General features: G+C 59.0%; 12 protein-coding genes. 3 read left to right on the top strand and 9 right to left on the bottom strand.

The window, feature by feature from the left end; genetic code table 11:
- Positions 1-337: 337 nt before the first annotated feature.
- Both ACZ9BB_RS18985 and tadA read left to right on the top strand, forming a co-directional pair.
- Positions 338-1,714, top strand: coding sequence for a multicopper oxidase family protein (locus ACZ9BB_RS18985; RefSeq protein WP_476215297.1), 1,377 nt, complete (start codon positions 338-340; stop codon positions 1,712-1,714).
- Positions 1,714-2,211 carry a tRNA adenosine(34) deaminase TadA gene (gene tadA / locus ACZ9BB_RS18980; RefSeq protein ID WP_476215295.1) on the top strand — a complete coding sequence of 166 codons (498 nt, stop codon included), beginning with the start codon at positions 1,714-1,716 and terminating at the stop codon, positions 2,209-2,211. Before ACZ9BB_RS18985 ends, tadA begins: the two co-directional genes overlap by 1 nt.
- A 67-nt stretch (positions 2,212-2,278) precedes the next feature.
- Here the strand turns inward: tadA and cmoB are convergent, their stop codons facing one another.
- The 6 genes from cmoB to lon all read right to left on the bottom strand — a co-directional run bounded on the left by cmoB (position 2,279) and on the right by lon (position 8,375).
- Positions 2,279-3,235, bottom strand: a complete 957-nt coding sequence (gene cmoB / locus ACZ9BB_RS18975) for a tRNA 5-methoxyuridine(34)/uridine 5-oxyacetic acid(34) synthase CmoB (RefSeq protein ID WP_476215293.1) — start codon at positions 3,233-3,235, stop codon at positions 2,279-2,281.
- Positions 3,232-4,011 (bottom strand): carboxy-S-adenosyl-L-methionine synthase CmoA, encoded by a 780-nt coding sequence (gene cmoA, locus ACZ9BB_RS18970; protein WP_019647788.1) that lies wholly within the window; start codon positions 4,009-4,011, stop codon positions 3,232-3,234. Before cmoA ends, cmoB begins: the two co-directional genes overlap by 4 nt.
- Positions 4,012-4,170: 159 nt before the next feature.
- Positions 4,171-4,656 (bottom strand): hypothetical protein, encoded by a 486-nt coding sequence (locus ACZ9BB_RS18965; protein ID WP_476215290.1) that lies wholly within the window; start codon positions 4,654-4,656, stop codon positions 4,171-4,173.
- A gap of 143 nt (positions 4,657-4,799) precedes the next feature.
- A complete protein-coding gene (locus ACZ9BB_RS18960; RefSeq protein WP_476215288.1) occupies positions 4,800-5,441 on the bottom strand; it encodes a lysoplasmalogenase in 642 nt (213 codons plus the stop codon).
- 2 nt (positions 5,442-5,443) lie between these two features.
- Positions 5,444-5,836: a protease inhibitor I42 family protein gene (locus ACZ9BB_RS18955; RefSeq protein ID WP_476215287.1), complete on the bottom strand. Its 393-nt coding sequence runs from the start codon at positions 5,834-5,836 to the stop codon at positions 5,444-5,446.
- 121 nt (positions 5,837-5,957) lie between these two features.
- The gene (lon, locus tag ACZ9BB_RS18950; RefSeq protein WP_476215285.1) at positions 5,958-8,375 is read right to left on the bottom strand and encodes an endopeptidase La; all 2,418 of its coding nucleotides are present in this window, start codon (positions 8,373-8,375) and stop codon (positions 5,958-5,960) included.
- Positions 8,376-8,636: 261 nt separating this feature from the next.
- On the opposite strand from lon, the gene ACZ9BB_RS18945 reads away from it, so the two are divergent.
- A complete protein-coding gene (locus tag ACZ9BB_RS18945; RefSeq protein ID WP_476215283.1) occupies positions 8,637-9,983 on the top strand; it encodes a Fic family protein in 1,347 nt (448 codons plus the stop codon).
- 110 nt (positions 9,984-10,093) lie between these two features.
- Here the strand turns inward: ACZ9BB_RS18945 and ACZ9BB_RS18940 are convergent, their stop codons facing one another.
- From ACZ9BB_RS18940 to plsB, 3 genes are read right to left on the bottom strand one after another with little or no spacing between them, the layout of a single operon-like run.
- Positions 10,094-10,783 (bottom strand): DUF4197 domain-containing protein, encoded by a 690-nt coding sequence (locus tag ACZ9BB_RS18940; RefSeq protein ID WP_476215281.1) that lies wholly within the window; start codon positions 10,781-10,783, stop codon positions 10,094-10,096.
- Between the two features lie 34 nt (positions 10,784-10,817).
- The gene (locus ACZ9BB_RS18935; protein WP_476215279.1) at positions 10,818-11,216 is read right to left on the bottom strand and encodes a YbaY family lipoprotein; all 399 of its coding nucleotides are present in this window, start codon (positions 11,214-11,216) and stop codon (positions 10,818-10,820) included.
- A 51-nt stretch (positions 11,217-11,267) separates the two neighbouring features.
- The gene (plsB, locus tag ACZ9BB_RS18930; protein ID WP_476215277.1) at positions 11,268-13,772 is read right to left on the bottom strand and encodes a glycerol-3-phosphate 1-O-acyltransferase PlsB; all 2,505 of its coding nucleotides are present in this window, start codon (positions 13,770-13,772) and stop codon (positions 11,268-11,270) included.
- Positions 13,773-13,851: the final 79 nt, after the last annotated feature.

Raw genomic sequence — 13,851 nt, 5'->3', positions numbered from 1 at the left:
AAGTCGGGAAAGGTGGAAATGGATGTAGGGGGATTCGCTGATTAGCGGCGACTAAGTAACGTTCAGCGAAGCGGCCCTAAATTCTGTAATCGCATTGCATCTGATACATCGCGCTGGATGGTTTACGACTGCTTCGCAGCCGAACGGGGGCAAGCCCCCTCGCCACACAGGGTTTCATTTCATTCAATTAGCTGAGGTTGAACACCAGGTGCATTGCCAGCCGTGTTTGACTGTGACCATCCGCCGCGCTGCCCTTACTGTTTCTCAACCGCAGGTGTATCGTATTCGCCTTTTGCAGGCTCCGCGCCTGTGGCTGATACGTGAGGTAGTTGAGTTCATGTCCTTTACCCGTCGACAAATACTCGGTGGTCTGGCCGGTCTTGTGGTGGTTGGCGTGGGGGCCGGTGGCGCGTCGCGTTACTGGCTGGGCAAGATGGCCGATGCAGACGCCGGCCATGACTACGAGCTGATCGCCGCACCGCTGGACGTCGAACTGGTGGCCGGGCACAAGACTCCTGCCTGGGCGTTTGGCCCGTCGGCGCCGGGCACCGAGTTGCGCGTGCGTCAGGGCGAATGGTTGCGGGTGCGCTTCATCAACCATTTGCCAGTCGCCACCACCATCCACTGGCACGGCATCCGCCTGCCGCTGGAAATGGACGGCGTGCCGTACGTCTCGCAACTGCCGGTGCTGCCGGGCGAGTACTTCGACTACAAATTCCGCGTGCCCGACGCCGGCAGCTATTGGTATCACCCGCACGTGAATAGCAGCGAAGAACTCGGTCGCGGATTGGTCGGCCCGCTGATCATTGAAGAGCGCGAGCCCACCGGTTTCAAGTACGAAAAAACCTTGAGCCTCAAGAGTTGGCACGTCGATGAAGAGGGCGCGTTCGTGCCATTCAGCATTCCTCGCGAAGCGGCCCGTGGCGGCACGGCGGGGGGCTTGTCGACCATCAATGGCGTCTCGCAAGCGGTGATCGACTTGCCTGCCGGGCAGATCACTCGCGTACGGTTACTCAACCTCGACAATACGCTGACGTACCGCCTCAACATCCCCGGCGTCGAAGCGCAGATCTATGCGCTGGATGGCAATCCCATCGAACCGCGCCCATTGGGCAAGGAATACTGGCTGGGGCCTGGCATGCGCATTTGCCTGGCGATCAAGGCACCGCCGGCCGGTGAAGAATTGTCCCTGCGCAACGGCCCGGTACGCCTGGGCACCTTTCGCTCAGTGGCCAATACCGACGCGCCGACCGCGTGGCCGCCGGCGCTGCCCGCCAACCCGGTGGCCGAGCCGGACCTGGCCAATGCCGAGAAACTCAACTTCAATTTTGAATGGGTGGGCTCAGTGTCGGTGAATGTCGACAACGGCAAGCCGCCAAGCCTGTGGCAGATCAACGGCAAGGCCTGGGACATCACCGACAAGACCTGTGCCGACCGACCGATTGCCAAGCTCAAGAAAGGCAAAAGCTATATTTTCGAATTGAAAAACATGACTCAGTATCAGCACCCGATCCACCTGCACGGCATGAGCTTCAAAGTCATTGCCTCGAACCGGCACAAGGTCGTCCCGTACTTCACCGACACCTACCTGTTGGGCAAGAACGAGCGCGCGCAAGTGGCGCTGGTGGCGGATAACCCGGGGGTCTGGATGTTCCACTGCCATGTGATCGACCACATGGAAACCGGCCTGATGGCCGCCATCGAGGTGGCGTGATGCGTCAGATTCGCCCCGCAGCGATTATCGACCGCAGCCGTGATCGTGATTTCATGCGCGAAGCCCTGACCCTCGCCGCCGAAGGTGCGGCACTGGGTGAAGTGCCGGTGGGCGCAGTACTGGTGCAGGATGGTGAAATCATTGGGCGCGGGTTTAATTGCCCGATCAGCGGCAACGACCCCAGCGCCCACGCCGAAATGGTCGCGATCCGCGCCGCCGCCCAGGCCGCCAGCAACTATCGCCTGCCGGGCAGTACGCTATACGTGACGCTTGAACCGTGCAGCATGTGCGCCGGGCTGATCGTGCATTCGCGGATTGCGCGGGTGGTGTATGGCGCGCTGGAACCCAAGGCCGGGATTGTGCAGAGTCAGGGTCAGTTCTTTACCCAAGGCTTTTTGAATCACCGGGTCTTGTATGAAGGCGGGGTGTTGGCGGAAGAGTGCGGCGCGGTGTTGAGCGAGTTCTTCAAGGCCCGTAGAGCCAAACCAGCAGACTAAACACCGACCCATTGTGGGAGCGAGCTTGCTCCCACAAGTGATTTCCATTGTTTGGGAGATCGGGGTTTTACTTACGGGCAACAATCACCGCACGCATCGGCGCCGGCAGCCCTTCAATTGTCTTGCTGTGATCTTCCGGATCAAGGAAATCGCTCAACGACTGATACTTCATCCACTCCGTCCCGCGTTGTTCCTCGACAGTGGTCACGCTCACATCCACGCAACGCACATCGCTGAAACCTGCACGACGCAGCCACAGTTCCAGCGCCGGCACCGACGGCAGGAACCACACGTTACGCATCTGCGCATAACGGTCTTCCGGCACCAGCACCTGTTGTTGATCGCCTTCGATCACCAGCGTCTCCAGCACCAGTTCACCACCTTTGACCAGGCAATCCTTCAGCGCCAGCAAATGCTCGATCGGCGAGCGGCGGTGGTAGAACACGCCCATGGAAAACACCGTGTCGAAGCCTTCCAGATTCGGCGGCAGGTCTTCGAAAGGGAATGGCAGGTGCCAGGCATTGGGCTCGGACAGGTAACGCTGCACGGCCTGGAACTGGCAGAAGAACAGCCAGTTAGGGTCGACACCAATCACGCTGTCGGCCCCGGCGCCGAGCATGCGCCACATGTAATAGCCATTGCCGCAGCCGACATCGAGGATGCGTTTGCCCTTCAGGTCCAGATGCTTCGCTACCCGGGACCACTTCCAGTCCGAGCGCCATTCAGTGTCGACATGCACGCCGAACAGGTCGAACGGCCCTTTGCGCCAAGGTGATAATCCCATCAGCGCGGTACGCATTTGCGCGCGGGTCTCAACGTCGCAATCGGTGTCCAGCTTCAGGCCGTTCAACAAGTCGACTTCGCTCGGCTGAATCTTCGGCAACGCGTCCAGCGCGCTCTGCCAGCGTTCCAGGTCGCCGTGACCTTTTTCCATTTTTTTGTCGAGTTGCGCTTGCAGGGTGTTGGCCCAATCGGCCAGCGGCGTGCCGGCCAAACGGCGGGCGAGGGGGGACAGATCAATCATGGCAAGGCAATCAACGAGGCAAAGTTAAGACACTGGAACCACGGCACGACTTTCGAGAACCCGGCGGCCAACAGGCGTTCGCGGTGTTCTTCGAGGCTGTCGGGCTTCATGACGTTTTCGATGGCGCTGCGCTTCTGGGCGATTTCCAGTTCGCTGTAGCCGTTGGCGCGTTTGAAGGCCACGTGCAGGTCGGTGAGCAGCGCGTGTTCTTCGGGATCGTTGAAGCGCAGCTTCTCCGAGAGGATCAGCGCGCCACCGGGCAACAATGACTGGCGGATGCGCGCAAGCAACGCGGTGCGCTGGTCCGGGGCGATGAATTGCAAAGTGAAGTTCAGCGCCACCACCGAGGCTGGCTGGAACTCGAGGGCGAGGATGTCGCCTTCGATCACTTCCACCGGCAGCAACTCCTGGAACATCGAGTCCTGGCCGTTGAGGTACTCGCGGCAACGCTCGACCATGGCCGCGGAGTTATCCACAGCGATCACCCGGCAACCGTCGGTGCGCACGTGACGGCGCAAGGCCTGGGTCACCGCGCCGAGGGACGAGCCCAGATCGTAGAGCACGCTGTTGGGCTGGGCGAACTGCGCGGCGAGCACGCCGAGGTTTTCCACGATGGTCGGATAACCCGGCACCGAGCGCTTGATCATGTCCGGGAACACCCGCACCACGTCCTCGTTAAAGGCGAAGTCAGGCACCTGGGCCAAAGGCTGGGCGAAAAGGCGATCGGATTCTTTGCTCACGGCGGTTCCAGCGGCATAGGTGGAAAAGGCCGGCATTTTAGCCAAATTGACGGGGGGATGCGCGGGTTGTCTGATAAAGCGTGGGGAAGGCGTGGCGGGAGTTCTGTTTTGCGAAAATCAGGGAGCAGAGCAAAGAGATGAGGCGCAGACTGGTGAGTGGCCAAACCCCGAAAATGAGGTTTGGCCATTGATGGTTTAGCGTGGCTCCATCAATACGATATAAGTAGATTTTCCGGAAATCTTGAGTTCTTTATTTCTCTCGTTTACGCCTTTAAAATCAAATCCGATCTGATAATGCAGTTTTTCTCCGGTATTTTCGATTGCCTCTACGGTGAAGGATCCACTTTGGGGGTTATATTGGAAAGATGTAGTGAAGCCCGGGATGGTTCCCGTTTCAAAATAGTATGCTTCAAAAGGGAAGTTGGGGTCCGTGACTGAATAGGTACCGGACTTGATGTTTTTATCAAATACAAGCACTAGCCCTTTTTTGCTTCTGTGCGAGTAGTCTTGGGTATTAGCCCGACTGACCAAGGCGATCAAGCTGCTGCTCGGATCGGCCTCAAATTCAACGATTTGGGTCTCTAAATCTACGCGATTGGAAACTGTGGCCACAGTTTTCGAGCTGACGGTAATAATTGGTTCTACACCAGCAATAGCATTATTGCTTTTAAAAAAACTCATGATGTTCTTCCTTGGATTAATATTCGTGGTGGGGTGAAGCCACTTAAAGATTAAGTAGATGGAAAGAACTCGGCTACTGTCAGATCTGACAGGTTTTTATCACTTTTTGAAATAAATAAGCGATTCTCTATAATGGTTTTCGTTTAATTGTTATTTGTTTTACTGGTAAACGCTGATGCGGCGATACCCCATTGCCCCAGCCAATAGCTGAGAATGATCACGTATGGCGCGGCGGCAAATGGTGATACGAAACGGTTAATGCCAATCACGCTGTCAGAAAACACAAACGCCACCGCGCCCGCCGCCGCCAGCAGCGCCGAGCGTTTGGGCACGTTGGTGCCGAGTCGGGCCAGGGCGCGCCAGAGCATCGCGCTGATGGCCAGGCCATAAACGATTACCGGGACCAGTAACGGACCCAAGCCATTGGAAATCAGGATCCCCAGCAGTACCGAGCCCACGCTCAACGCGAGGATCAACGGCAACAGCGCCAGACGCCGGCAATCGCTCAAATAAGCCTTCAGATATGCCAGATGCGCGACCAAAAACGCCCCAAGGCCAAACACGAACAAATCCCCAGGCCATGCCAGCAGCACGTCGCCGATCAGGGAGAAAATCAAACCCAGGCTGATCCAGCGTCGATAGTCACTGGGCGGCGCGTCGTGCAACCAGCCGAGCAGGGCCAGCACCGGTAACGGTTTGACCAGCAGGCAAAGCAGCGCGGCATGCACGCTCAGGCCATACAGAAACGTGACCGCGCCCATCAGCGCCAGAATCAGCCAGCCCACGATCAGTTAACCGCGATGGCGCAGTCGAAGGTTTTCACCGCCGGTACTTCGGGTGCCCATGGTTGTGAATAAGTCAGTCGCAAGCGGCCAGTGCCGGCGGCGAAGGCCTGGAAGCGCCAAGTGGAAATGCCCGCGCTGCCGACAATCCCGGCGTCTTCCGGGTTGCTGTAAACCTCGGGGCTGAGCGCGCGCAACACGCCACCGGCCGAATCCTGGATCGCCCAGCGGTAACCCGTGGTCGGGTTGCTGGGCAGGGTCAGGATCAGGTTTTGCCCGTTGTTCAGTTGCACCGGGCATTCGCTTTGTTTTTCCACAGTCACGTTGTGTTTCGGTTGCGTGGCGCAAGCGCTCAGCAGGGCGAGGGCGAGCGGGATAAACAGGCGGGTGGGGGACATAAGTCAGCGGCTCCGGCATTCACGACGAACGGCGAGCATAACTGAAGATGAGACAAAGTGTGACGGCGTTGCGGGAGATGATCGTTCCCACGCAGAGCGTGGGAACGATCAGTTACGGGGGTTAGAACAGAATTTTCGCCACATCCGCAAAGCGCTTGGCAAAGTGCACGGTAATTCCTTCTTTCAGATACTCGGGCAGTTCTTCAAAGCTTCCACGGTTAGGCTCCGGCAGGATCAACTCGAAAATCTTCTGCCGCCGCGCCGCGATGACTTTCTCACGCACCCCGCCAATCGGCAGCACATGCCCGGTCAACGTCAGTTCGCCGGTCATGGCCACGCCTTTTTTCGGTGGCTGGTTGCGCGCCAGCGAAAGCAGGGCGCTGGCCATGGTTACGCCGGCGCTCGGGCCGTCTTTGGGCGTTGCGCCCTCCGGTACATGGAGGTGGACGAAGGCTTCGTCGAAGAACGTCGGGTCACCGCCGAATTGCTTCAGATGGGAGCTGACGTAGCTGTAGGCGATTTCCGCCGACTCTTTCATCACCTCTCCCAGTTGCCCGGTGAGTTTGAAGCCACGGTTGAGGGTGTGAATGCGCGTGGCCTCGATTGGCAGGGTAGCGCCGCCCATGCTGGTCCAGGCCAGCCCGGTGATCACCCCAACACCCGACAGCACTTGCTCATTGCGGAACACCGGTCGGCCGAGTGAGGCCTCCAGGTCTTTCGGGCCGAGTTTGATCACCGCTTTCGGTTCGTCGAGCAGCTTCATCACGGATTTGCGCACCAGTTTGCCGAGGTTTTTTTCCAGCTGCCGCACCCCTGCTTCACGGGCGTAGCCATCGATCAGCGCTCTGAGGGCGTTGTCGTTGATACTCAGACTGCCCTTGGACACACCGGCCTTTTCCAGCTGTTTCGGCCACAGGTGACGCTTGGCAATGGCGACTTTTTCTTCGGTGATGTAACCCGACAGGCGAATCACTTCCATCCGGTCCAGCAACGGGCCGGGAATTGAGTCCAGGGTGTTGGCGGTGCAGACGAATAGCACTTTCGACAGGTCCAGACGCAAATCCAGATAGTGATCGAGGAATTCGACGTTCTGTTCCGGGTCGAGGGTTTCCAGTAGCGCCGAGGCCGGATCGCCCTGGTAGCTCTGGCCCATCTTGTCGATCTCGTCGAGCATGATCACCGGGTTCATCACTTCGACGTCTTTCAGCGCCTGGACCAGTTTGCCCGGCTGCGCCCCGATGTAGGTGCGGCGGTGGCCCTTGATCTCGGCTTCGTCGCGCATGCCGCCAACGCTGAAGCGATAGAACGGCCGACCGAGGGATTCGGCGATGGATTTGCCGACACTGGTCTTGCCCACGCCCGGCGGGCCCACCAGTAACACGATGGAGCCGCTGATCTCGCCTTTATAGGCACCGACCGCGAGGAATTCGAGGATGCGGTCCTTGATGTCGTCGAGGCCGGCGTGGTGTTTGTCCAGCACCTTGCGCGCGTGTTTGAGATCGAGTTTGTCCTTGCCGTACACGCCCCAAGGTACCGAGGTCGCCCAGTCGAGGTAGTTGCGGGTCACCCCGTACTCCGGCGAGCCGGTCTCGAGGATCGACAGTTTGTTCATTTCCTCTTCGATGCGTTTTTGCGCCTGGGGCGACAACACCTTGCCGGTCAGACGTTGCTCGAACTGCTCAATGTCGGCGCTGCGATCGTCCTTGGTCAGGCCCAGCTCTTGCTGGATGACCTTGAGTTGTTCCTTGAGGAAGAACTCGCGCTGATGCTCGCCGATCTTGCGGTTCACTTCGGCGGAGATTTCTTTCTGCAATCGCGCGACTTCGACTTCCTTGCGCAGCATTGGCAGGACTTTTTCCATGCGCTTGAGCATCGGCACGCAGTCGAGCACTTCTTGCAGCTCGCTGCCAGTGGCCGAGGTCAGGGCGGCGGCGAAGTCGGTCAGCGGCGACGGGTCGTTGGGGCTGAAGCGGTTGAGGTAGTTTTTCAGCTCTTCGCTGTACAGCGGGTTGAGCGGCAGCAGTTCCTTGATCGCGTTGATCAGCGCCATGCCGTAGGCCTTGACCTCGTCGGTCGGCTCGGGGGACTGATGCGGGTATTCGACTTCCACCAGATACGGCGGGCGATGGTGTTTGAGCCAGGCCTTGATGCGCACGCGGCTCAGGCCCTGGGCGACGAATTGCAGTTTGCCGTTTTCGCGGCTGGCGTGGTGGACTTTGACCAGGGTGCCGTATTCCGGCAGGGCCGAGGTGTTGAAGTGGCGCGGGTCTTCCTGAGGCGTGTCCATGAAGAACAGGGCCAGGGAGTGGTGCTCGGATTGGCTCACCAGTTCGAGGGTTTCGGCCCATGGCTCTTCGTTGACGATCACCGGCAGCACTTGCGCCGGGAAGAAGGGCCGGTTGTGGATCGGGATGATGTAGACCTTGTCCGGCAGATTCTGTCCCGGCAGGGTGAGGCCTTTGCCGGGAGCGTGGTGTTCGGTTTTGTCTGTTTCGGCGTATTCGCTCGGGTCTTCAGGGAATTCTTGCTGGTCGGTCATGGGGCACCTGCGCAATAGGGTATGGATCTTAGATGGGGCAGGCCTTGGGTGGTTTCAATGGGGATGGGTATTTCCGGGTGTGTGTTCAGGGTTTTGACAGGTCTTGGCGGCCTTTGGGCCGACCCGGCCGGCGTGGTTCAGGGTTTTAGATAAGAGCCTGTCCAAGCTCCTACGTGTATTTCAGATCCTTCTGATATTGAGTCAGAGTAGGCGGGGTGCTGTACTCAAGGCTCAGTTTCGTAAGTTTTTGAGCCGACAGTGATGAAAAAACCGCCCCTGCTGAGGGGAAAGTCTGACCCGGTGTTTGACCTGTTGGGGCAGTCGCCGCACAAGGAGCGTCTTTCGGACTACCTCGCACTGCTCAAGCCTCTGGACGATCAGGGGCGCTATCTTCCTTTTGATGAGTTGCGCTACCGCTGGTCGCCGGGGCTGGATTCGAACCTGTGCTGGGCCTTGGTCAAGAAAGCCCGGACCGCTCAGTATTCCAGCCTTGTGCCATTGGGCGAGCCCATTCAATGGGGCCGGTTTGTGCTGACTCCATTGGCACAGAAAGCTGTTTCGGCCGTCGATCGACAAGCGACAACGGCAGCGCTGGAGTACATGACTGGCCAGATCGGCGAGCGAGTGCATTTCAGCTACCTGCTCAATGATCTGATCGAAGATGAAGCGATCAGCAGCAGCCAGCTCGAAGGCGCGGCAACCACGACCCGGGTGGCCAAGGACATGCTCAAGCGCAAGCGCTTGCCGCGCACGCCGGATGAGCGGATGGTCATCGGCAACTACAAAATGATGAACTTTGCCTGGGAAAAACGTTATGAGCCCCTGAGCATCGAGTTGATTACGGCCATGCATTGTGTGGGCGTCGAGGGCATTGATGACCCGCAATATTCACCGGGGGCTTTGAGGTTCAACGAGGATGTGGTGGTGCAGGACGGCGAGGGCAACACCGTTCATGCACCGCCTCCCGCCGCGGGGCTCGCGTCACGATTGCAGGTGCTGTCGAAGTGGATCAATCAGTCCCACGGCGACCCCGACCAAGTGGATTACCTTCACCCCTTGATCAAAGGCATCGCGCTGCATTTTGCGCTGGGCTATGAGCGTCCTTTTCGCGATGGCAATGGTCGGGTCGCACGGGCGTTGTTTTACTGGTTCATGTTCAAGAATGACTTCTCTGCGTTTCGCTACATCGCGATCAGTCTGTTGCTGCGCAACGCGCCGGTAAAATACGGGCGTTCGTATCTGAATACCGAAGCCGATGACCTGGACCTGACCTATTTCATCGATTTTCAGTGTTCAGTCATCGTCCGCGCTGTCAGCGCGTTTACCGAGGCTTATCGAAAAAGCCTGGCCTATACCGAAAGTTTTGATCGATGGTTGCTTGCCTCAGGTTTTTTCGACCGGCTCACCGAGAAACAGCGAGCCGTATACCAGGTGGCCAAGAGTGGCATGGCCAAGGAATTCACGGCGGTCAATGTGAAGGAGAATCTGGATTGCTCTTACAACACCGCCTCGGCCACCCTGAACGGGTTGGTCGAGTTGAAGGTGTTCGAGAAAAGGAAGATGGGCCGCGGGTGGGTGTTCTTCTTGCGGGCGGCGTCGGCGGTCTGATCCTTTGTTGAAGCGAGCCTGCTCGCGATGAGGCTGTGTCAGTCGACATCAACTGTGCTGACGCACCGCAATCGCGAGCAGGCTTGCTCCCACGGGATAGGAGTCGAGGTTTAGAGCGTGCCGAACACTTTCTTCGCCAAACTGGTCGCCGCCGCCGCAGGGTTCTGGCGAATGGATTCTTCCTGTTTGCCGATCATCTCGAACAAACCGTTCAACGCTTGCTCGGTGACGTAGCTTTCGATGTTGGCATTTTTCGCATCCAGCACGCCCAGCGTCGCGGCTTGCCCGGCGAATGCGTTGTACTGCTGGGCCAGGCCGACCTGGTCGGTGGCTTGCTTGACGATCGGCAGGAATTTGGTGCGGATCTGTTCGCGACTGGTTTTGCTCAGGTACTGGGTGGCCGAGTCCTTGCCGCCGCTGAGAATCCCCTTGGCATCCTCCACGCTCATCTTCTTCACCGCATCCACCAGGATTGGCTGAGCCTGCGTTACCGCCGCTTCAGCCGCTTTGTTCATGCTGGTTTCCAGTTGATCGACCTGATCGCCCATGCCGAACTGTTTCATTTTCTTGGCGACTTTGTTCAGATTGCCCGGCAATTCGATTTTCACGTCCGGGTTGTTGCTGAAGCCGCCGGGTGTGCCAAGTTGTTTTACGGCCAGTTGCGCGCCTTGGCTCAGGGCGTCCTTGAGACCGCCAGTGGCGTCTTGTTGTGACAGATCACTGAGTGACAGTGCCAGGGCGTTGGCGCAGATCATCAAGCCTGCGCACAGGCCGGCGAAGCGAAGGGTAGGGCGGAGCATGGCGGCTTCCTTGTTTGGAAAAAAGAAAAGTGAGTTAGCGGGCGGCGTCGACGCGGATTTTCAGTGGCTGCGGATCTTTGCCATCCAGTTGCACGGCATGATGCTCAGTGGTGATGAACATCAATTTGCCGTCCACTTCGATCCGCGCGCTGACGGCATAACGATGGCCGGGTTTGATCTGAGCCGGGTCGTAGCTCAGATGAAACGGCAGCGGCACCTGGCCTTTCACTGGACCTTTCTGTTCGTCGAGTACCAAGGCCGGCGCGTCTGCCAGTGATACATCCTGCAGGCTGACGCTCAAGACTGCACTGGGCGGCAGAGCGATGCGTTGCCGGTAGAACACTTCGCCATCGAGGCTGGTCTTGGCGGCGGGTTGCAGGGTTTGACAGGCACCGAGCAGGCTGGTCAGTAAGAGAAGAGAAAGTTTTTTCATCGCAGATCTCCGTATCAAAGGCGCCAGAAGAAGCCTGGCGCCTGTAGGAATTTAGTCGGTTTGCACCGCCGCCGCGACTTGATCCGCCGCGTCTTCACTGCGATGCAGCGCCACCTGACGGATCGACAAGCGAATCTCCGCCGGCAATACCCGCTTGGCCGCGCCTTCGGCCAGTTCGCCGAGCAGTTGGTGATAGCTCAGCTTGCCGGCTTCGTCGCGGCGCAGCACGTCGAGGTCCAGCATCGTCTGGATAAAGTGACGGAACAGGCTCTTGTCGAAGAACTCCGGCGCGTTCAGGCCGTGGAGGATCGACAGACGCTGGGCCATGACCGTGCACAGATCTTCCAGTTCTTCGGCGCTGATGCTGTTCTGGCCGCAGTTGAGCAGCAAGGAAACGGTCATGTAGAAGCGCTGCAAGGTCTGGGCGATGCTTTTCGACAGTAGCGTCAGCAGTACGAAATGCCGTGAGCTCGGTGCCGGACGCAGGTACACGTCTTTCTCGAAACGCAGCAGGTCTTGCTCGACGAAAGCTTCGAGCCACTGATCGATCACGCCATCGAGTTCGTCCAGCGTCCAGCGAATGAACAGCTCCGATTGCAGGTACGGATACAGCGCGCGGGTGTAGCGCAGAATCTGCTCGCGGCTCATGCGCGAGGTGCTCTGGAAGAAACTCGCCAGCAGCGACGGCAACGCGAAGATGTGCAGCACGTTGTTGCGGTAGTAGGTCATCAGGACGGCGTTTTGTTCGTCCAGGTACAGAATCTTGCCCAGCGCATCGCTTTGCTCGGACAGCAGGTCCATGTCCTTCACGTGCTCGATCAGCGCCCGTCCGTCACCTTCCGGCAGGGTGGTATGCGAGGAGTAGGGAACCTTGCGCAACAGCGCCAGATACAGATCGAGTACCCGCGCCATGGCGCGATCGTCCAGGGCCAGACGGATGGTGGACAGCAGCGCCAGGGCTACCAGATTCACCGGGTTGATCGCCGCCGCTTCGTTCAGATGCTGCGCGACTTTCTCGCCGAGGCGGTTGGTGGTTTCGTTGAGCCAGGCCGGTTTGAATTGCGGGCCGAGTGCCTGTTGGCGCCAGTCTGGCTGTTCGCTGTCGAGGAACTCCGCCAGTTTGATCGGCTCACCGAAGTTGACCGCCACCTGACCGAAACGCTGTTTGAGCGCGCCGATGACTTTGAAGATGTCGAAAATCGATTCTTTCTTCTTGCTCGCGCCACGCAATTCGCCGAGGTAGGTGCGACCTTCCAGCACGCGCTCGTAACCGATGTACACCGGCACGAAGACGATCGGCATACGCGACGAACGCAGGAAGCTGCGCAGCGTGATCGCGAGCATCCCGGTTTTCGGTTGCAGCATGCGCCCGGTGCGCGAACGGCCGCCTTCGACGAAGTACTCGACCGGGAAACCTTTGGTGAACAGGGTGTGCAGGTATTCGTTGAACACCGAGGTGTAGAGCGGGTTGCCCTTGAAGGTGCGGCGCATGAAGAACGCACCGCCACGGCGCAGCAGGCTACCGATCACCGGCATGTTGAGGTTGATCCCGGCGGCAATGTGCGGCGGGGTCAGGCCGTTGCGAAACAGCAGGTACGAGAGCAGCAGGTAGTCGATGTGGCTGCGATGGCACGGCACGTAGATCACTTCGTGACCCTGGGCGACTTTCTGCACGCCTTCGATGTGGTTGACCTTGATGCCGTCGTAGATCTTGTTCCAGAACCAGCTCAGCACCACTTCCAGAAAACGGATCGCGGTGTAGGTGTAGTCCGAGGCGATCTCGTTGCCGTAGCGCAGGGCCTGGGCCTTGGCTTTTTCCGGCGAGATGTTCTCGCGCTCGGCTTCGTCGAGGATTGCCTGTTTGACCGAGGGCTGATTGAGCAGGCCTTTGACCAGGTTGCGGCGGTGGGAAATGTCCGGGCCGATTACCGCAGCTTTCAGGTTGCGAAAATGCACCCGCAGAATCCGCTGGGCCATGCGCACGGTGCGCTCGTGGCCTTTGTTGTGCTCGATCAGTTCACGCAAATGGATCGGCGCCGAGAACTGCACCCGGGTCTTGCGCCCCAGCACAATGATGCTCAGCAACCGGCGCAAACGCCCAGTGACGGCCCAACTGTCGGCGAACAGCAGTTTCCACGGGCTCGACTCGCTGTCCGGCGATTGGCCCCAGAACACGCTGACCGGAATGATCTGCGCGTCTTCGGCGGCGTTCTGGCTCAGGGCGCTGACCAGGCGGGTCAGGGTCGGCGGTGCGCCACGCTTGTCCTGACGGCCGAGCCAATCGGGCTCCGGCGTCAGGTAAAAGAACGCAGCGGGCTCTATCAACGCCCCCACCGATACCGGCAACACCGGGCGCGGCAGGCCGGCCTTGGTGCACTCGGTATCGACCACGGCGAGATCGGTCAGCGAAGGATTTTGCAGGACGTAGAACACCGGCCGGCTGCGGTCGAGGTCAAGGGTGAACGACGACTGGTTGATTGTCTCCGAGCGAACCCAGAGGTACAGCAGTCGGCGCAGGGCGCCAAACACAAGACGGCGGAACGGGGAACGGGTCATACGGCTTCTGCATGAGTGGATAAAACCAAGCAATTGCTTGGGCGACCGATAGTGTGCCGTATTCGCCGAAAATCGGCAA

It is taken from the genome of Pseudomonas sp. TE3552 (genome assembly GCF_056278945.1).
The sequence above is the reverse complement of the archived record's forward strand: the minus strand, read 5'-3'. Positions and strand labels throughout refer to the sequence as shown.